This is a genomic window from Muricoccus vinaceus, from assembly GCF_042433125.1.
GTDB classification, from domain to species: domain Bacteria; phylum Pseudomonadota; class Alphaproteobacteria; order Acetobacterales; family Acetobacteraceae; genus Roseomonas; species Roseomonas vinacea.
Map to the genome: position 1 here is coordinate 212,981 of NZ_JBHLVZ010000002.1, position 19,151 is coordinate 232,131.

Annotated in this window: 16 protein-coding genes; 7 read left to right on the forward strand and 9 right to left on the reverse strand. The window is 71.0% G+C overall.

Annotated elements, in window-relative coordinates; all coding sequences use genetic code 11:
- Positions 1–60 precede the first annotated feature (60 nt).
- On the forward strand, positions 61–1,059 hold the full coding sequence (locus tag ACFFIC_RS02730; protein ID WP_377048517.1) for an aldo/keto reductase: 999 nt from the start codon (positions 61–63) through the stop codon (positions 1,057–1,059).
- A gap of 31 nt (positions 1,060–1,090) precedes the next feature.
- Here ACFFIC_RS02730 and ACFFIC_RS02735 read toward each other — a convergent pair whose 3' ends face one another.
- Positions 1,091–2,227, reverse strand: coding sequence for a DNA topoisomerase IB (locus ACFFIC_RS02735; protein WP_377048518.1), 1,137 nt, complete (start codon positions 2,225–2,227; stop codon positions 1,091–1,093).
- A 258-nt stretch (positions 2,228–2,485) separates the two neighbouring features.
- Here ACFFIC_RS02735 and ACFFIC_RS02740 point away from each other — a divergent pair, with 258 nt between their 5' ends.
- Together ACFFIC_RS02740 and ACFFIC_RS02745 are read left to right on the forward strand one after the other, a co-directional pair.
- Positions 2,486–2,839 carry a hypothetical protein gene (locus ACFFIC_RS02740; RefSeq protein ID WP_377048519.1) on the forward strand — a complete coding sequence of 118 codons (354 nt, stop codon included), beginning with the start codon at positions 2,486–2,488 and terminating at the stop codon, positions 2,837–2,839.
- A gap of 8 nt (positions 2,840–2,847) precedes the next feature.
- Positions 2,848–4,032: a cupin domain-containing protein gene (locus tag ACFFIC_RS02745; RefSeq protein WP_377048520.1), complete on the forward strand. Its 1,185-nt coding sequence runs from the start codon at positions 2,848–2,850 to the stop codon at positions 4,030–4,032.
- Here ACFFIC_RS02745 and ACFFIC_RS02750 read toward each other — a convergent pair.
- Positions 4,029–4,385, reverse strand: coding sequence for a hypothetical protein (locus ACFFIC_RS02750; protein WP_377048521.1), 357 nt, complete (start codon positions 4,383–4,385; stop codon positions 4,029–4,031). The two genes, ACFFIC_RS02745 and ACFFIC_RS02750, sit on opposite strands and share 4 nt — an antisense overlap.
- Positions 4,386–4,428: 43 nt before the next feature.
- Complete coding sequence (locus ACFFIC_RS02755; RefSeq protein ID WP_377048522.1) at positions 4,429–5,121, reverse strand: alpha/beta fold hydrolase; 693 nt, start codon at positions 5,119–5,121, stop codon at positions 4,429–4,431.
- A gap of 589 nt (positions 5,122–5,710) precedes the next feature.
- On the opposite strand from ACFFIC_RS02755, the gene ACFFIC_RS02760 reads away from it, so the two are divergent.
- The 4 genes from ACFFIC_RS02760 (at position 5,711) to ACFFIC_RS02775 (ending at position 11,245) form a co-directional block, all read left to right on the forward strand.
- A complete protein-coding gene (locus tag ACFFIC_RS02760; RefSeq protein ID WP_377049256.1) occupies positions 5,711–7,519 on the forward strand; it encodes a DEAD/DEAH box helicase in 1,809 nt (602 codons plus the stop codon).
- Between the two features lie 114 nt (positions 7,520–7,633).
- The gene (locus ACFFIC_RS02765; RefSeq protein WP_456306913.1) at positions 7,634–8,860 is read left to right on the forward strand and encodes an acyl-CoA dehydrogenase; all 1,227 of its coding nucleotides are present in this window, start codon (positions 7,634–7,636) and stop codon (positions 8,858–8,860) included.
- A gap of 67 nt (positions 8,861–8,927) precedes the next feature.
- Complete coding sequence (locus ACFFIC_RS02770) at positions 8,928–10,205, forward strand: class I SAM-dependent RNA methyltransferase (RefSeq protein WP_377048523.1); 1,278 nt, start codon at positions 8,928–8,930, stop codon at positions 10,203–10,205.
- A 50-nt stretch (positions 10,206–10,255) separates the two neighbouring features.
- Positions 10,256–11,245, forward strand: a complete 990-nt coding sequence (locus ACFFIC_RS02775) for an MBL fold metallo-hydrolase (RefSeq protein WP_377048524.1) — start codon at positions 10,256–10,258, stop codon at positions 11,243–11,245.
- 52 nt (positions 11,246–11,297) lie between these two features.
- Here ACFFIC_RS02775 and ACFFIC_RS02780 read toward each other — a convergent pair whose 3' ends face one another.
- From ACFFIC_RS02780 to ACFFIC_RS02805, 6 genes are all read right to left on the reverse strand, one after another.
- On the reverse strand, positions 11,298–12,341 hold the full coding sequence (locus ACFFIC_RS02780) for a protein-glutamate methylesterase/protein-glutamine glutaminase (RefSeq protein WP_377048525.1): 1,044 nt from the start codon (positions 12,339–12,341) through the stop codon (positions 11,298–11,300).
- Positions 12,341–12,946, reverse strand: coding sequence for a chemotaxis protein (locus ACFFIC_RS02785; protein WP_377048526.1), 606 nt, complete (start codon positions 12,944–12,946; stop codon positions 12,341–12,343). Before ACFFIC_RS02785 ends, ACFFIC_RS02780 begins: the two co-directional genes overlap by 1 nt.
- Positions 12,943–13,785: a CheR family methyltransferase gene (locus ACFFIC_RS02790; protein WP_377048527.1), complete on the reverse strand. Its 843-nt coding sequence runs from the start codon at positions 13,783–13,785 to the stop codon at positions 12,943–12,945. Before ACFFIC_RS02790 ends, ACFFIC_RS02785 begins: the two co-directional genes overlap by 4 nt.
- Before the next feature lie 15 nt (positions 13,786–13,800).
- A complete protein-coding gene (locus ACFFIC_RS02795) occupies positions 13,801–16,533 on the reverse strand; it encodes a methyl-accepting chemotaxis protein (RefSeq protein ID WP_377048528.1) in 2,733 nt (910 codons plus the stop codon).
- Positions 16,534–16,552: 19 nt separating this feature from the next.
- Positions 16,553–17,044: a chemotaxis protein CheW gene (locus ACFFIC_RS02800; RefSeq protein ID WP_377048530.1), complete on the reverse strand. Its 492-nt coding sequence runs from the start codon at positions 17,042–17,044 to the stop codon at positions 16,553–16,555.
- A gap of 63 nt (positions 17,045–17,107) precedes the next feature.
- Complete coding sequence (locus tag ACFFIC_RS02805; RefSeq protein WP_377048531.1) at positions 17,108–19,147, reverse strand: chemotaxis protein CheA; 2,040 nt, start codon at positions 19,145–19,147, stop codon at positions 17,108–17,110.
- Positions 19,148–19,151 lie beyond the last annotated feature (4 nt).

A 19,151-nucleotide genomic window follows, 5' to 3' on the forward strand; every position in this document is an offset into this window, starting at 1 on the left:
ATTAAGCGAAGGGCCGCCCAGGCGCATACCGGCGGCACCGCAACCCGCAAGGATCTCCGCATGGAACAGCGCCGCCTCGGCCAGACCGGCCCCCATGTTTCCGCCCTGGGCCTCGGCTGCATGGGCATGTCCGACTTCTACGGCCCCGCGGACCGCGCCGAGAGCCTCGCCACCCTGTCCATGGCGGTTGAGCGGGGCATCACCCTGCTCGACACCGGCGACTTCTACGGCATGGGCCACAACGAGATGCTGATCGGCGAGGCCCTGCGGAGCCTCCCGCGCGACAGGCTCCAGGTCAGCGTGAAGTTCGGCGCGCTGCGCGACCCCGATGCCGGATGGTCCGGCTACGATTCCCGCCCGGCAGCCGTGAGGAACTTCCTCGCCTATTCGCTCCAGCGCCTCGGCACCGACCACATCGACATCTACCGCCCCGCCCGCCTCGACCCGGACGTGCCCATCGAGGAAACCGTCGGCGCGATGGCCGAGCTGGTGCAGAAGGGTCACCTCCGCCACATCGGCCTGTCCGAGGTCGGCGCCGCCACCATCCGCCGTGCCCATGCCGTGCACCCGATCGCCGACCTCCAGATCGAGTACTCGCTGCTCTCGCGCGGCATCGAGGACGACATCCTGCCCACCTGCCGGGAACTGGGCATCGGCATCACCGCCTATGGCGTGCTGTCCCGCGGGCTGATCAGCGGCCACTGGTCGAAGGACCGCGGCGGCGCCCGCGACTTCCGCGCCATCAGCCCTCGCTTCCAGGGCGGGAACCTCGACCACAACCTGGCGCTGGCCGAGGCCCTGCGCGGCATCGCCGAACGGCATGGCGCCACGCCCGCCCAGCTCGCCGTCGCCTGGGTGGCCTCCCGTGGGGGCGATATCGTGCCCCTGGTCGGCGCCCGCCGGCGGGACCGGCTGGAGGAAGCGCTCGGGGCCGCCGCCATGCGCCTGGACGCCGGAATCCTCGCCGCCATCGAGGCCGCCATCCCCCCGGGCGCCGCGGCGGGGGCCCGATACCCGGACTCGCAGCTCGCCCACATGGACAGCGAGCGGCAGGGCTGAACCGCTGTCGGCCGGGCGCGAGCCCGGCCGCTCAGCCCCGCGCCTTGCCGCGCTTCCCCCTGGCCGCCGGCTTGCCCGCCTTCAGCCGCGCCAGCAGCGCCAGAACCGCGGCCTCCTCAGGCCGCAGGTCCTCGATCTCCTCCCGAAGCTCTTCCTCGGCCCGCTCCGCCATCTCCAGAACAAGCTGGCCTTCCATGTACCCGTCCAGCAGATCGGGATGGACGTAGCACTTGCGGCACACCGTGGGCGTGTTCCCCAGCCGCGACGACACGCGCTCGATCGCCGCGCGGATGTTGCGCTTGGCCGCGGCCTGGCTGTCGAAGGCCTCGAACTCGCGCAGCGCCAGCGCGGCCATCACCGTGCCCGCCCAGGTGCGGAAGTCCTTGGCCGTGATGTCGCGCCCGGAAATCTCGCGCAGGTACTCGTTCACGTCGCCCGAGCTCACGTCGTGCAGCGTGCCGTCCTCCGCCGGATAGGCGAACAGCTCCTGCCCCGGCAGGTCCTGGCATTCCCGCACTACCCTGGCGACGCGCCGGTCCTGGATGCCGAGCTTCCAGGTCTTGCCGCTCTTGCCCTTGAAGGCGAAGCGGAGCGTCTCCCCCTTCACCGCGACGTGCCGGTTGCGCAGCGTCGTCAGCCCGAAGGATCCGTTCTCCTTGGCGTAGTCGTCGTTGCCCACGCGGATCAGCGTGGTCTCCAGCAGCCGCACCACGGTGGCGAGCACCTTTTCCCGTGGCAGGCCGCGGCGGCGCAGGTCGGCCGAAACGCGGGCGCGGATCGCGGGCAGCGCCTGGGCGAACTCCGCCATGTGCTCGTATTTCGTGGCATCCCGCGTCTCGCGCCAGCGCGGATGGTAGCGGTACTGCTTGCGCCCGCGCGCATCGCGCCCGGTGGCCTGGATGTGCCCGTTGGCGTGCGGGCAGATCCACACGTCGGCATAGGCCGGCGGGATCGCGAGGGCCCGGATGCGCTCCAGCGTCGCCTCGTCGCGCACCGGCTTGCCCGACGCGTCGCGATAGCCGAAGCCGTCGCGCTCCGCATGGCGCGTGATCCCCGGGCGCGTGTCGTTGACGTAGCGCAGCCCCGCGGCCCGTGCCGCCTCCCGCGGCTCAACGATGGTTTCAACAAGGCTCTCGGGCGTGGTGGCAGTGGCGCTCGCGCTGGACATGGATGTGATCGTTCCCTCCGCCGGAATAAGCCCGGGAACCCGCCGCCGGTTTCCGCCGCGAAGCACGCCGCTTCCTTAACGGTATCGTATCGACCATGCTCCACCTCAGGGAGATGGAGACCGATCATGCAGCAGGACAAGGCAGACCCGGCGCAAGCGTCCGAAGCGCCCAGGTCCGGCGCAAAGCCACCCGGCGCAAAGCCACCCGGCGCTGAGCCACCCGCCGTGGAGGACCCCCGGCTGCGCCGGAGGCTCGTCGTGTTCCGCCTCACCACCCTCGGCGCGGCCACTGCCCTTCCCGGCTGCGTGACCGTGCCCCAGGGCCATGTGCCACGCAGCACCCTGGCCACCACCGACGCCGATCCGGCGGACGGCGTGGGCCATGGCCGCACCCGCTATGCCGCCCCGCCATCCCACCGCGTGACGGACAGCGATCCCTCGGACGGCGTGGGCCGCGGCCGCTACGCCGCCCCGCCGCATCCCGGCACCACGGACCACGATCCCTCCGACGGCCCGGGCCGCGGCCGTGGCACCCACGCGCGGCCGGCGCGCCGCGCCGCGACGGACAGCGACCCGTCGGACGATGTCGGCCGCGGCCGCCGGCGCCGCTGAGCATCCCCATGGCCGCGACAAGCCTGGTCGGCGATGCCTTCCGTCTCGCCTTCGCCCCGATGAAGCCGGAAGCCGTGCTGCGCCTGCGCGAAGGCACCGCCTGGCGCCACCTTCCGACAGGCGAGCCCGCCCGCTTCCAGACCCTCTGCGACATCGCGGCGCTGGACGCCTACCTCGCCGCCGGAGCGCGCACGCCCCCCGTCACCATGGCCGACAGCCGCCGCGCCGGCAGCGCGGCGGTGCCCATGGCCGAGTATGCGCGCGAGGACGGGCGCATCGACCCGCACCGCCTGTTCTGCCGCTTCGACGCCGGAGCGACGCTGGTGGTGTCGCAGTTCCACGAGGCTCACCCACCCCTCGCCCGCTTCTGCCGTGGCCTGGAACACTTCTTCCGCCATGCCGTGCAGGCCAACATCTACCTGACACCGCCGGACGCGCAGGGCTTCAACACGCATTTCGACACGCACGACGTGCTGGTGCTGCAGGTGCGGGGCGAAAAACGCTGGCGCCTCCATGCCGCGCAGCCCCTTGCCCTGCCCACCCGGAACACCCCGTGGGACCGAACCCTGCACGCCCCCGCGGACCAGGCGGAGGAGGTCGTGCTGCGCCCCGGCGCTGCCCTCTACGTGCCGCGCGGCACGCTGCACGACGCGGCGGCCCATGGCGCGGGCGAGGCCTCGCTGCACATCACCGTCGGCCTGCTGGAACCGAGCTGGGCCGACCTGCTGCACGACGCGATCGACCTGCTGGAGGCGGAATCGCCCACCCTCCGCGCGAGCCTGCCCACCTGGCGCCTGGCCGGGGAAGAGGGGATGGCGGGCGTGGCAGCCGGCATCGCCGGGCGCCTCGCGCCGCTGGCCGACCCGGCACTGCTGGAACGCGTGGTGCTCCGCTTCCTGGATCGCCTAGCGGCGGACCGGCCGGCGCTGCTGGGCCGCGGCCTGATCGCCCCCGCCCCAGCGCCCGGGGAGCGCCTGCGACTGGCCGAAACCGTGATCCATCACCTGGCCACCGGCCCCGATGGCAGCGCCGCCCTCCGCTGGGCCGGCGGCGCCGAGATCCTGTCGCCGGCGGAGCAAGCCTGGTTGCGGCGCCTGGAGGACGGCGCATCAGCCGAGGACCTCGGCCAGGCTGCCCTGGCCTTCTGCCGCCGCCTTCACGCCGCCGGACTGCTGGTGCGGGAGGGCGCCTAGTTCCCCACGCGCCCCCAGGCCCGCTGCCCGCCCCGCGCGGGGCAACTGCAGGCATCCCCCGCCGCAACCGGCCGGTTTAGCGGGCAGACATAGGCGCCGGCATAGCAGGACTGCCCCGCGGGGCGCACCGGCACATAAAGCGGAGGCGCCACCGGATAAGGCGCGGCATAGCCGGGATAGGCCGGGTAGACCGCCGGTGGGTAATAGGCGGGCGGAAAGTAGGGATAGGCCGGGTATACCGGCACTCCGACCCCGAAGCCCAGGAACACCCCGCCCCGCGCCTCGGCGGGCGGGGGGAGAAGAAGCGGCGACGCCGCCAGCGCCGCCAGGAGAATGCGCCTTGCCGTGCTCATCTCATCCAGATGGGAAGCACCCCTCGGGCCGTGAAGATGCGGATCAGGCGAGCCAGTCCCGCATCAGCGCGGTCACGGCCCCGGGCGCCTCCATGCTCGGCAGGTGCCCGCAGCCCGGCAGCAGGTGCAGCGCCGCGCCGGGAATGCCCGCCGCGATCTCCCGCGCCAGCTCAGGCGGCGTCAGCGCGTCGGCCTCGCCCACCGCCACCAGGGTCGGCGCCTCGATCCCGGCCAGGTCGCCGCGCGAATCCGGGCGGCCCAGGATGGCCTCCTGCTGCCGCAGGAAGGCGTCGCGCCCCACGCGCTCGGCCATGTCCATCACCTCCGCCGCCAGCGGGCCATCCAGGTTGGCGGGGTGCAGCAGGCGTGGCAGCAGCCTGGGCGTCACGCCGCGGAACGCGCCGCGCCGCGTCAGCGCCATCAGCCCGCGCCGCTGCTTCGCGGCCTCCGGCGTGTCGGGCCGCGCGGAGGTGTCGAACAACGCCAGCCGCGTCACCCGCTCGGGGGCCTGCCGCATCACCTCCAGCGCGACGTATCCGCCCATGGAGAGGCCCGCCAGCGCGAAGCGCCCTTCCACCCCGGCCAGCGCGCGCGCCGCCATCGCGGCCAGCGTCGCGTCCAGCGTGAGGTCGGCCAGCACCGGTTCGGCCAGATCGGCCAGCCCCGCCGCCTGGTCGCGCCAGAGCCTTGCATCGCAGAGCAGGCCCGGCAGGAAGAGAAGTGGCAGGCGTGGCATCGCCTGTGGTAACCACCCCTGGCCGACGGGCGCAACCGCTGTCCGTGTTCCACGCGGCGCGTGCGGCCGCCATCCCCGGCGCTGCGGCATCCTTGCATCCTGCCCGTTGCAGGCGCATATCGCGCGCGAGCGGCTGCGTGCCGCGCGGCCGGTTCAAGGCCCGCGTCACGCCGGACCACCGGCCGGGCGCCTCCGGCACGCCGCCCGCGCCCGGCCGATGACGCCCCGCCAGACTTTCGCCCTCCCCGCCGATCCGGCCGGATGGCGGCACAGGAAACCACGCTTGACCAACCCCGCGACCAGCAACGACCAGCCCATCCCCGCCCGAGACGAGGCACCGGACGAGGCGCAGCAGCCTCAGGGCGGCCTGCCCGAGGCCGGGGCCACCGGCTCGGTCACCGGCGCCGCGGACGGCGATCCCGTGGGAGAGGGCAGCGCCGCCGGCTTCGCCGAAGCGCCCGCCGCCTTCGAGACCGCCGCCCCCGTCGAAGCCGCGCCGGACGCGGAGGACGCGGAAGCGGTCCCCATGCCCGAGGGGGCGGCCGAGGACATCCGCGCCACCGAGGCGGGCGAGGCCGCCGAATCCGGCATGGACGAGGATGAGGCCGAGGAGGCCACCGCCTCCGCCGAGGATGGCGACGAGGACGACGCGGACGAGGACGAGGACTTCGAGGAGGAGGACGGCTCGGGCGCCCGCCCCGTCACCTTCGCCGATCTCGGCCTGTCGGACCCCATCCTCCGCGCCGTGACCGAGGCCGGCTACGTTCACCCCACCCCGATCCAGGAGCAGGCGATCCCCGTCGTGCTCATGGGCCGCGACGTGCTGGGCTGCGCGCAGACCGGCACCGGCAAGACCGCCGGCTTCACCCTGCCCATGCTGGACATCCTGGCCGGCTCCCGCGCCAAGGCCCGCATGCCGCGCAGCCTGATCCTGGAGCCGACGCGCGAGCTGGCGCTCCAAGTCGCCGAGAACTTCGTGAAGTACGGCAAGCACCTCACGCTCACCCACGCGCTGCTGATCGGCGGGGAGAGCATGGACGAGCAGAAGGCCGTGCTCGAGAAGGGCGTTGACGTCCTGATCGCGACGCCGGGCCGCCTGCTGGACCTGTTCGACCGCGGCCGCATCCTGCTGGCCGACTGCAAGGTGCTCGTGATCGACGAGGCCGACCGCATGCTGGACATGGGCTTCATCCCCGATGTCGAGCGCATCGTCTCGATGCTGCCCAAGCTGCGCCAGACCCTGTTCTTCTCCGCGACCATGGCGCCCGAGATCCGCCGCCTGGCCGATGCCTTCCTGCAGAACCCGCGCGAGATCACCGTCTCCGCCCCGGCCTCGGTGGCCACCACCATCACCGCCGGCCTGATCTGGGTGCAGGAGCGCGACAAGCGCGAGGCGCTGCGCCGCCTGATCAAGAGCCAGCAGGTGCAGAACGCGCTGATCTTCTGCAACCGCAAGGTCGAGGTGGACATCCTCTACAAGAGCCTGAAGCGCCACGGCTTCAGCGTCGGCGCGCTGCACGGCGACCTCGCCCAGTCCATGCGCTTCGCGACGCTCGAGAAGTTCAAGAACAACGAGCTTCAGCTTCTCGTCTGCTCCGACGTGGCGGCCCGCGGCATCGACATCGGCGGCCTGTCCCACGTCTTCAACTTCGACGTGCCCTACCACGCGGAGGACTATGTCCACCGCATCGGCCGCACGGGTCGTGCCGGGCGCGAGGGCCACGCCTATACCCTCGCCACAGCGGAGGAGGCCAAGGCCGTCGCCGCGGTGGAGACCCTGACCGGCCGGCCGATCCCGCCCATGACCATCGAGGGCCTGGACCCCGTCACCCCCGAGGAGATCCAGGAAGGCCTGAAGTCCTCCCGCGGTCGCGGACGCGGCGGTGCCCGTGGCGCCCCGGCGCGTGACTCCGGCCGTGGCGAGCGTGGACGCGGCGAGCCCCGCCGCGACCGCGGTGGCGAGGCCGGACGCGGCCGCCGGGACGAGGCGCCCCGCGCCCCGCGCGAGGCGGTGGCCGCCGAGGCCGCGCCCGCCCGCGAGCCGCGCCCGCCGCGCGAGGCCCGTGGCCCGCGCGAGGACCGCGCGTCCCGCGAAGACCGTGGCTTCCGTGCCGAGGCCCGCGCCCCGCGCGAGGAGCGCGATGTCCCCCGTGGCCAGGGCCGTTCCGGTGACCGCGTGCTGGACGAGGTGAACCGCGCCGCCGGCAGCGAGTGGTCGCAGGAGGAGCGCGCCCGCGAGGAACGCCCCCGCCGCGACGACACCCGCAAGCGCGAGTACCGCAGCCGCCCGGACGACCTCGGCCCGCCCGTGGTCGGCTTCGGCGATGCCACGCCAGCCTTCATGCTCATCCCCGTGCCGCGCCCGCGCCGCCACGCGGACGAGGCCGAGGCGGCCTGATCCGTGGGGAGAGGGCCGTTGCCCCCTCCCCGGCATGGTGCAGCCACCCCCGGCCGGGGCAGGATGCGCCCCATCCGAAGCGCTCCGCGCGAGCGGCACAAGAGGAACGCATCAATGAACGTCGTCACCCAGGTCATGCCGGAAGCCCCGCAGGTCCGCGTCCCGAGCAAGATGGGCAGCTTCGTGTGGGACGACGCCCTCCTGATGGAGGAGCAGCTCACAGAGGACGAGCGGATGATCCGCGACGCCGCGCGCGAGTTCTGCCAGTCCAAGCTCATGCCCCGCATCCTCATGGGCAACCGGAACGAGCACTTCGACCGGGAAATCATGAACGAGTTCGGCGAGATGGGCTTCCTGGGCGCGACGCTCGACAGCCACGGCTGCGCCGGCGTGGGCTACGTCTCCTACGGCCTGATCTCGCGCGAGGTCGAGCGCGTGGACAGCGGCTACCGCTCCGCCTTCTCCGTGCAGTCCTCGCTTGTCATGTTCCCGATCCACGCCTTCGGTTCCGAGGAGCAGAAGGACAAGTTCCTGCCCAAGCTCCGCACCGGCGAATGGGTGGGCTGCTTCGGCCTGACCGAGCCCGATGCCGGCTCCGACCCCAGCTCCATGCGCACCCGCGCGAAGAAGGTGGACGGCGGCTACCTCGTCTCCGGCTCCAAGACCTGGATCACCAACTCCCCCATCGCCGATGTCTTCGTGGTCTGGGCCAAGGACGACGAGGGCCTGCTGCGCGGCTTCATCCTCGAGAAGGGCATGAAGGGCCTCACCGCCCCCAAGATCGAGGGCAAGATGTCCCTCCGGGCCTCCACCACCGGCATGATCATGATGGACGAGGTCTTCGTGCCGGAGGAGAACCGCCTGCCGCACGTGAAGTCCCTGAACGGCCCCTTCTCCTGCCTCAACCGCGCCCGCTACGGCATCGCCTGGGGTGCGCTGGGTGCCGCCGAGTTCTGCTGGCATGCCGCCCGCGAGTACACGCTGGGGCGCAAGATGTTCGGCAAGCCGCTTGCCCAGACCCAGCTCATCCAGAAGAAGCTGGCGGACATGCAGACCGAGATCACGCTCGGCTTGCAGGGCGTGCTGCGCCTCGGCCGCCTCTTCGACGAGCACAAGGCGGCGCCGGAGATGATCTCCCTGATGAAGCGCAACAACTGCGGCAAGGCGCTCGACATCGCCCGCGTCTCCCGCGACATGCACGGCGGCAACGGCATCGTGGACGAGTACCACGTCATCCGCCACGTCATGAACCTCGAGACGGTGAACACCTATGAGGGCACGCACGACGTGCATGCCCTTATCCTCGGCCGCGCCCAGACCGGCCTCAACGCCTTCGGCTGATCCCCTCGGGGCGATGCCGAAAGGGGCGGTCCCTCCGGGGGCCGCCCTTTTGCATTTCGGGAATTCCATGCGCCTGACCATTGAAGCGATCGGCGCCGCCGGCGACGGCATCGCGCATGACGAGGCGGGCCGGCCCGTTTTCGTCCCCTTCACCCTTCCCGGAGAGGTGGTGGAGGCCGAGCCCGGCCCCACCCGGGGTGAGGGACGTGCCGCGGCGCTGGTCGCGGTCGAAACCCCATCTCCCGACCGGGTCCAGCCCCCCTGCCCCCATTTCGGCACCTGTGGCGCCTGCGTGGTGCAACACTGGGCCGCGCCCCCCGCAGCCGCCTGGAAATCCGCCCGCGTGGCCGAGGCCATCGCCCGCGCCGGCTTCCCCGATGTCGCCGTCGCCCCCGCAAGCGCCAGCCCGCCGAACAGCCGCCGCCGCGCCGACCTCGCGGTCCGCCGCGGCGCGCAGGGCATCACGATCGGCTTCCACGCCCGCGGTGCCGCCGATCCCTTCGACATGCAGGCCTGCTTCGTCATCCACCCGCGCATCCTGGCGCTCGTCGCCCCGCTGCGGGACCTGATGACGCGCGTCGCGGCCCTTCACCGCGCCGGCTCGGCCATGGTGAACCTGCTCGACACCGGCCCCGACCTCTGGCTCCGCACCGACGGGCCGCTCGCACCCAGGGACCGCACCATCCTGGCCGATTTCGCCGGCGCGCAGGGCATCTCCCGGATCGCCTGGTCGCGCGAGAACAGCCGCGATGCCCCGGAGATCGCGGCCCAGGACGGCCCTGCCAACGCCGTCCTGTCCGGCGTCGCGCTGCCCGTCGCACCGGGCGCCTTCCTCCAGGCGACGCCGGAGGGCGAGGCCGCCATCATCGCGGCCGTGCTGGACGGCTTGCCCCGCCGCATACCCGGCAAGCCCCGCATCATCGAGCTGCACGCCGGCTACGGCACCCTCAGCTTTCCCCTTTCCGCCCGCGGCCGCGTGGATGCCTTCGAGGGCGCGCAGGAGGCCACGAGCGCCCTGCAGCCCGCCGCCGGCCGGGCCGGCGCCCGCATCAAGGCCATCCGGCGGGACCTCGCCCGCCAGCCCCTGCTGCCGGCCGAGCTGAACGGCGCCGCCGCCCTGGTGCTCGATCCGCCCTTCGCCGGCGCCCCAGAGCAGGTCGCCATCCTGGCCCGCTCCACGATCCCGCGCGTGATCTACGTCTCCTGCAACCCCGCGGCCCTTTCGCGCGACCTGGCCGCCTTCGCGCGCGCACCGGGCTGGCGGGTGGAGAAGGCCGTGGCGGTGGACCAGTTCCTGTGGTCCTCGCAGGTGGAATCCGTGGTCACGCTCGCGCGCGGACCTTGACCCGGACCGGCGCATCCAAAACTGTTCCGAAGCTTCAAGGGAACGGACCAATGGAACGACGCACGCTTCTCGCCACGGGCTTTGGGGCCGGCCTCGCCGCGCCCGCCCTGCTCAGCCTTGCCCAGGCCCAAACCCCGGCGCCGGCCCAGGCGCCCGCGCCCAGCCAGGCTCCCGGCTACTACCGCTTCCGCGTCGGTCAATCCCTGCTGACCATGGTGCATGACGGCCAGGCCATCCGCCCCGACCCCACGCAGGGCTTTGTCCGCAACGCCTCGGCGGAGGACGTCGCGGCCTCCATGCGCGCGCAGGGGCTGGACCCCGCCCGGCTGGTGAACCCCTTCACCGTGCCGGTGCTGCGCACCCCCCGCGGCACCGTTATCTTCGACACCGGCAACGGCCCGCAAACCGCCGCCGACAGCCGCGTCGGCCAGCTCGGCGCCAACCTCTCCGCCGCCGGCATCGACCCTGCCTCGATCGACATGGTGGTCTTCACCCACTTCCACGGCGACCACGTGGGCGGCCTCCTGGACGGCACGGGCGGCGCCGCCTTCCCGCGCGCGCGCGTGATCGTGCCCGAACGCGAATGGGCCTTCTGGATGGACGAGGGGCAGGCCAGCCGCGCGCCGGAGGCCATGCGCCCCGCCTTCGCCAATGTCCGCCGCCGCTTCGCGCCCTATGAGTCGAAGGTCGAGCGCGTGGCCGATGGCGCCGAGATCCTGCCGGGGCTGCGCGCCATGGGCACGCCCGGTCACACCCCCGGCCACACCTCGTATCACCTGTCGGATGGCAACGAGCAGGCGATGATCCTGGGCGACCTCACCACCCGCGCCGAGTTCAACCTGACCAATCCCGGGTGGCACGTGATCTTCGACATGGATCCCAACCAGGCCGAGGCCACCCGCCGCCGGGTTTTCGACCAGGTCGCGGCCGACCGGATCCGCTGCGCGGCCTATCACTGGTCCTTCCCCGCCAACGGCACGGTTCTGAAGGAGGGCAATGGCTACCGCCTCGTCCCGGCGGAGTGGTCCAGCGTGATCTGACCGCCGCCCGCAGCCCCGCCACGCGGCGGGGCTGCGGGCCACAGGCCGAAGCTCAGGCCGCGGACGGCTGCCGAATGGCCATGATCTCGTCCGCGAGCTGTTCGACCGGCAGCTCCGCCTCCACCGCGCCGGCCTGCATCGCGGCCTTGGGCATGCCGTAGATGACGCAGCTTGCCTCGCTCTGCCCATAGGTGCGCGCGCCCGCACGCCGCATCTCGAGCAGTCCGGCCGCTCCGTCCCGCCCCATGCCCGTCAGGATCAGCCCGATGGCGTTGCCCCCGGCCACGGCCGCCACGGAGGCGAACAGCACGTCAACGGAGGGCCGGTGGCCCGAGACCGGCGGCCCGTCATGCAGGCGGCAGGCGTAATGGGCACCCGTGCGGGCGAGTTCCAGGTGCAGCGCCCCCGGCGCGACATAGACATGGCCCGGGAGCACCCGCCGCCCATCCGTCGCCTCGATCACGCTCACCGCGCACCGCCCGTCCAGGCGGCGTGCGAAGGACGAGGTGAAGCCCGCGGGCATGTGCTGCGTCACGAGGATTGCGGGCGCATTGGCCGGAAGGCGGGTCAGCAGCCGCTGCAGGGTCTCCACCCCGCCCGTCGAAGCACCGATGGCGACCACGCAGCCCGCGGTGGAAAGCCGCGGATCGGCCGCGAGCATAGCCGGCCGGCCTTGTTCGGGGCGCTGCGCCCGCGGCTTGGTTTGCGCCGCCAGCCGGACCTTGGCGACCAGCTCGGCGGCAAGCTCCTCCATGCCGTCGCGTATCCCGATCAGCGGCTTGGCGACGCAGTCCACAGCGCCGAGTTCCAAGGCCTGCAGCGCAACGTCCGCCCCCTTCTGCGTCAGGGTCGAGACCACCACCACCGGCATCGGCCGGAGCGCCATCAGGCGCCGCAGGAAGCTCAGCCCATCCATCCGCGGCATCTCGATGTCGAGCGTCAGCACGTCCGGCGAAAGCTCCTTGATCTTGTCGCGCGCGACGATGGGGTCGGGCGCCGTGCCCACGACCTGAATCGCCGGATCGCGCGAGAGGAGCTCCGTCAGGAGCTGCCGGATGAGCGCGGAGTCATCGATAACGAGAACCTTGACGGGCATCAGACCTCCCCTGCCTGGTGGAACAACTCGATGGTGCCGGCCCCGGTGCAAGCCGGCACCGTCCGGCCGAAGCGCCGTTCTGCCGCGGCGAGGCGCACGCCTTCCCCCGGAAGCTCCCGCATGAAGCTGCGGCCCGTCGCCGGCACATAGACCACCAGCCGCGCCCTGGTGCCGCGAAGCTGACGCACCAGCGGCACCATGCCCTCGTCCCGCAGATAGGCCTCGGCGTAATCGGCATTGCGCGTGCCGATGGCGGCATGGTCGCGCCCCAGCCGGGCACCGCCGAACAGCTTGATCTCAAGGCGGGAACGATGACCGCCGCGGGCCAGGATATCGTTGATCAGCCGCTCCATGGCGAAGTTGCCGTAGCGCAGGCTGGCCGAGGCCTTGCCCCAGACCCCGTCACGGCTCTGAGGAAGCATGAAATGGTTCAGCCCACCGACCTGTGCCACGGGGTCGCGGATACAGGCGGCCACGCAGGATCCGAGAATGGTCGAGATCGCGGTGTCCGCGGCATCGGTGACGTGGTGCTCGCCGGGCCCCACCTTCACCACCGCGCGGGCGAAGCAGGGCAGCTGGCTACGGATGACCCGGCCGCGCATCATCGCAGCTTGCGGTAGATGGTCCGGCCCAGGTGCCGGAACCGCCCGCTCACCCGGAACAGGCTTTCGGAATGGCCGATGAACAGATGTCCGCCCGGGCGGAGCATGTCGGCGAACCGGTCGAACAGCACGCTCTGGATGGCCTTGTCGAAGTAGATCACCACGTTGCGGCAGAAGATCGCGTCGAACGGTCCGCGCATCGGCCAGGGCCCAAGCAGGTTCAGCGGCCGGAAGGTGATCAGGGAGCGGAGCGCGGCGGACATTTCCACCGCGTCCTCCCCCTCCAGGCCTCGGACATGGGCCCGGCCAAACTCCGGCGGGATGCCAGCGGCACGGTCTGGCGCATAGCGCCCTGCTGTGCCCTGGGCAACCATCTCCGTGTCGATGTCGGTTGCCAGGATACGCGCATCCCAACCGGCGAGATCCGGCATGGCCGCGTGCAACACCATGGCGATGCTGTAGGGCTCCTCGCCCGAGGAACAGCCAGCCGACCAGATGCGCAGCCGCTTGTCCCGCCGCGACAACCCCGGCAGGAACTCCGAGGCGAGGTATTCGAAGTGATGCGCCTCGCGGAAGAAGCTGGTGAGGTTCGTCGTGATCGCGTTGATGAGCCGGACCTGCTCGGCCGGGCCATCCGGCCCGGCAAGCAAGTCCCGGTAAGCGGCGAAGCTGTCGAGGCGCAGCATGCGCAGGCGCCGCCGCAGCCGGCCATAGACAAGGTCACGCTTGTTGTCGCCCAACCTGATGCCGGATGCCTCGCGCACCAGGGCCACGATGCTGGTGAAGTCCTCCTCGGTGAAGGGAACATCGCCGAAAGGCGGATGGTGCAAGGCAGCCGACATGACCGCGGGCCCGCGTCAGAACTCCTTCCAGACATCGTCCGCCGCATCGGCCGGCTGCGTCGCGGCACGGCGGGCAACGGGCTCGGCCGGCCTGCGCGGCGCAGGGCGCGGTGCCCCGAGCGCCGGGCCGGCATAGCCGGCCGGGAGCACGAAGTTGGCCACCATGTCCCCCAATGCCGTGGTCTGCTCTTCCATCGACTTCGCTGCCGCCGCTGCCTCTTCCACCAGGGCGGCATTCTGTTGGGTGATCTTGTCCATCTGCGACACGGCCGTGTTCACCTGCTCGATGCCCGCGCTCTGCTCCTGCGAAGCCGCAGAGATCTCCGCCATGATGTCCGTGACGCGCTTCACCGAGGTGACGATCTCGTTCATCGTCCCGCCCGCGGCGCTCACCAGCTTCGACCCGCTGTCCACCTTCTCAACCGAGTCCGAGATCAGCGACTTGATTTCCTTGGCGGCGTTCGCGCTCCGCTGCGCCAGGTTCCGCACCTCGGCCGCGACCACCGCGAAGCCGCGGCCCTGATCCCCGGCGCGGGCTGCCTCCACAGCCGCGTTCAGCGCCAGGATGTTGGTCTGGAAGGCGATTTCGTCGATCACGCCGATGATGTCGCTGATCTTGCGGCTGGACTGGGTGATCGCGTCCATGGTCCGCACCACCTCGTTCACAACCACCCCGCCGCGCGTCGCGGTTTCAGAAGCGGAGGCGGCAAGCTTGTTGGCCTGCTGCGCGTTGTCGGCGTTCTGCCGCACCGTGCTGGTCAGCTCCTCAAGGCTCGCCGAGGTTTCCTCCAGGCTTGAGGCCTGCTCCTCCGTCCGCTGCGACAGGTCAGTGTTGCCCATGGCGATCTCGCGGGATGCCACCGTGATGGCGCCGCAGCTCTCGGTGATGGTCGCCACCACGCCGGCCATCGTGTCCAGCATGCCGTTGATGCCGGCGCAGAGATCACCGATCTCACCCGCCTTCCCAGACATGGGGATGCGTTGGCTCAGATCGTTGGCCTGCGCAGCCGCCACGATACCCTTTGTTTCCGCGACCGCCCGCTGGAGGCCCTGCCCAAGCTCGAACTGCGCCGCCATGGTATCAACCATCGCGTTCACGCCGTCGCAAAGGCGGCCGATCGCGCCCTCCATGCCCTCGGTCGGAATCCGCCGCCCGAACTCGCTCCGCTGGGCCGCGGCCACGACCTCCTCGGTCTGCTCCACCGCGCGCTTCAGGGCCGCCGCGGCCTGCACCTGCGCCGTGACGTCGGCCGCGTACTTCACCACCTTGAACGGCTTGCCGTTGAGGTCGAGGATCGGGTTGTAGGATGCCTCGATCCAGACCTCGCGGCCGCCCTTGCCGATGCGCCGGTACTGCCCGGCATCGTACTCGCCCCGCGCCAGCTTCTCCCAGAAAGCGCGGTACTCGGCGCTTTGCCGATAGGCTGGCTCGACAAACAGGCTGTGGTGCTGTCCCTGCACTTCCGCAAGCGTATAGCCAAGGCCGTTCAGAAAATTGGCGTTCGCGTGCATGATCCGGCCGGTCAGGTCAAATTCGATCACCGCCTGGGCTTTGTCGATGGCTGCAAGCTGCCCCTGGGCGTCCGCCGCTGCCAGCTTCTGCTGGGTGATATCGGTGGCATACTTGACCACGCGGAAGGGCCGGCCCTCCTCGTCCAGCACGGGGTTGTAGCTCGCCTGGATCCAGACTTCGCGGCCACCTTTGCCGATCCGCTTGTACTGCCCGGCATCGTACTCGCCACGCGCCAGCCTCTCCCAGAAAGCGCGGTAGTCAGCACTAGTGCGGTAAGCCTCATCAACGAACATGCCATGATGCCTGCCGCGCACCTCGTCCAGCGAGTAGCCGAGCGTGTTCAGGAAGTTCGCATTAGCGTGCAGCACCTGCCCGGCGAGGTCGAACTCGATCACCGCCTGGGAGCGATTCATCGCGGCCACCTGACCCTGCAGCAACCGCTGCTCCGTCGTGTCGGACCATTCGAGAATGAAGCCGTCATGGCCACCGGCCGCGTCATGGCTTGCACTGACGGTGACATGGAAATGCGCAAGGCCTGCTGCGATCACCGAGCGGCACGGCAGGCGCGAAGGATCAGCCCATGGCCGTGGCGAAGATCCTCCCGTACGCAGCAGGGCGTCCATCCCCGTGCCGAGAATGCGCGCCGGATCGAAGTCCGGCCAAATCTTGCGGAAGTTTTCGGCGTGCCGCGCCAGCAGCGCCGCGGCCGCGCGGTTGGCATGTGTGACGACGAACCGGCGGTCCGCGAGCATGATCGCGGCCGTGGTTTCCTCCATCGCCTGCCGGACCCGCTGCCCGAGCACCTCGGCGCTGGCGTCGCCGAGCAGCACAACGGCGCCTGGCGCGGCGCCATTCTCGCCGGGCACCGGGCATGCCGAGAGGTGCAGCACCCGTTCCTGCCCGTCGATCCCGCGGGAAGACAGCCGCGCGAACGCGGCTTCGCCCCTGCCGACCTGCCCGATGAAACCGCGGGCGGCCTGCTCCACGGTCTCCCCCAGCAAGGAAAGAAGGGAGGCACCGCGAAGCGCCTCCACCGGCCGTCCGAGCATCGCGGCGGCGGCGGGATTGGCGTCCAGCACCGCACCGTCCACCGCAATCTCCAGCATCGGATGGTGACGCTCCAGCGCAGACAGCCGCGCCTCCATGTCGCGCACCGCCGCGCGGCGGTCGCGCGCCCCGCGACGGTCGAAGAAGCTGGCAGGCACCGAGGCCTGGGTTGTCCGCGTGATGAACATCGGCAAGCTCCGGGATCGATCAGGATTGCAGTTCGGGCGGCGGGACAGCCACCTCGTTCGTGAAGTTGAGAAGGCTCTCCAGCGAAACCAGCGCGACCATGCCGCGCTCCAGGGGCACCAGCCCGGTCAGCAGGCTAGCCGGCGCGCCAGTCCCGACTTCGGGCACCGGGCGCACCTCCTCGGGACCGACGCTGATGATGTCGGAAACGGCATCGACCAGGAGGCCGGTCGTGCGCGCGCCACACTGGATGATGACGATCACGTGCATGGGAGTGGTCACGGTCAGCGGCATGCCGAAGCGGGCACGGAGGTCGAGGATCGGCACGATCACGCCCCGCAGGTTGATCACCCCGCGGATCCAGGCGGGCGCGTGCGGAATAACGGTGGTTTCGCTCCATCCCTTGATCTCGCGAACCGCCATAATGTCGATGCCGTATTCCGCCGCATCCAGCGCGCAGGTGATGAACTGGCCGGCGGCGCCGAGCGTCCCGGCACTCAGGGGGCCAGCCATCGCGCTCCCATGGGCGGGTCCGTTGGGCGGCGGCAGGGAAAGATGCATGCGGCGGGGATCTCCCTAGTGCAGCGCAGGCTGCGGCTGGCTTGCGGGGGTGGGTGCGGGCACGGAGGAACTCTGAGCGCCGTAGCCCAGCCCGGGGATGTCGAGGATCAGCGCAACCCGCCCGTCACCCAGGATCGTCGCGCCGCCAGTGCCGGGTATCGGCCCGTAATTCGCGTCCAGGCTCTTCACGACAACCTGCTGTTGGCCGACCAGATCATCCACCAGCAGGCCAATCTGCCGGTCACTGTCCGTCTCGACGATGACGACGATCCCGCGCGCTGGATCGCGCTCCGCATCGGGGATGCCGAAGCACCGATGCAGCGGCAGCAGCGGGATATACGCGCCGCGGATCGCGAGCATCTCGCCATGACCAACCAGCGCGTGGATATCCCCGCTCCGCGGCCGCAGGCTTTCCACAATGGCTGCGATCGGCACGATGTAGGCTTGGCGCCCGACGGAAACGACCAGTCCGTCCAGCACCGCCAGTGTCAGTGGCAGGGAAAGCAGGAAGCGGGAGCCCGCCCCGTGGCGCGATTCAACAGCAATCCGCCCCCCCAGCGCCTGGATATCCCGCCGCACCACATCCATCCCCACCCCGCGGCCCGAGACGGCGGACACCTCAGCGGCGGTGGAGAAGCTCGGCAGAAAGATCAGCTCGTCGGTTTCGGCATCGCCCAGCACCGCATCCGGGGCAACGAGGCCTCGTTCCCGCGCCCGGGCCAGCACGCGGGCGCGGTCGATGCCACGCCCATCATCCGAGACCTCGATCACAATACGGCCGCCGCGCTGCTCCGCGCCAAGGCAGACGGTACCCTGGCCAGGCTTGCCTGCGGTCTGCCGCTCCGCTGACGGTTCGATCCCATGGTCCAGCGCGTTGCGAAGCAGGTGCGTCAGCGGATCGGCCAGCCGCTCCACCACGGTCTTGTCGATCTCCGTCGCCTCTCCGGTGATCACCAGGCGCACGTCCTTGCCCAGCTGGCCCGACAGCTCCCGCACCAGCCGCGGCATGCGGGAAAACACCGAGCGAACCGGTTGCGTGCGGATGGCCATCACGCCTTCCTGCAGCTCCCGTAGGTGTTGGGAGAGCGTTTCCAGCCCGCCCACCAGGCCCGGGCAGAGGCTGGGTGGGAGGGTGCTTCCAAGCTGCACCAGCATGGCTTGGTTGATGACCAGTTCACCGACGAGGTTCACCAGCCGGTCGATCTTCGCCACGTCCACGCGCACCGAAGCCGCCGGTGCGGGCGTCTCGTGCCGCGCCGCCACCGCCTCGCTCGGCGACCCCGGAAATGCCGCCGGTGAAGACCCTCCCGCAGGCTCATCCAGTGCCACACCACCGCTGGCCGGCTCCATGGGCTCGATAACAAGATCACAGTCGTCCGCGACGAACTCGAACACCTCCTCAACAGCCGTGCGGTCCACGCCGGCCTGCAGGGTGAAGCTCCAGCCGAGATAGGCATCCTCAGGCTCGATGCATTCCAGCGCTGGCAGTGCGGCCGCATCCACCTTCACAGTCAGCGGGCCCAGGCGCGCCAGCTCCCGCACCAGCAGCAGGGGCTCGTTGGCGTTGCGCAGCAGCGCCGGGTGCGGACGGAAGCTGATCTGCCAGCCGCTCGCGCCGCCCCCCCCAGCGGGAGGCGCCGGAGCGGTGTCGATGCTCGCCGGCGACGTCCGGGCGGAACCGGCTGCCTGATGGAAGGCCGCGACCAGATTGTCCTCGAAGCCTTGCGGCGCCCCTTCCCCGCCGCGCTCTGCCGTCAGCAGGTCTGCCAGTGCATCCGCCCCGCGCAGCAACAGCGCGATAAGCGGCGGCTCCATGGCCAACTCGCCCTCCCGCAGCAGGTCGAGCAGGGTCTCCATCGCATGCGCGAGGCCGACGACGCGATCAAGGCCGAACGCGCCCCCACCGCCTTTGATGGAATGCACGGCGCGGAACAGGGCATGTACCGTATCCGCGTCGTGCGTGCCCTCGGCGAGAAGGGCGAGCTGCGCGTAGGCGCTCTCGAGCAGCTCGGCGCTCTCTTCGAAGTAGGTATCCCGCAGATGGTCGAACATCATGGCG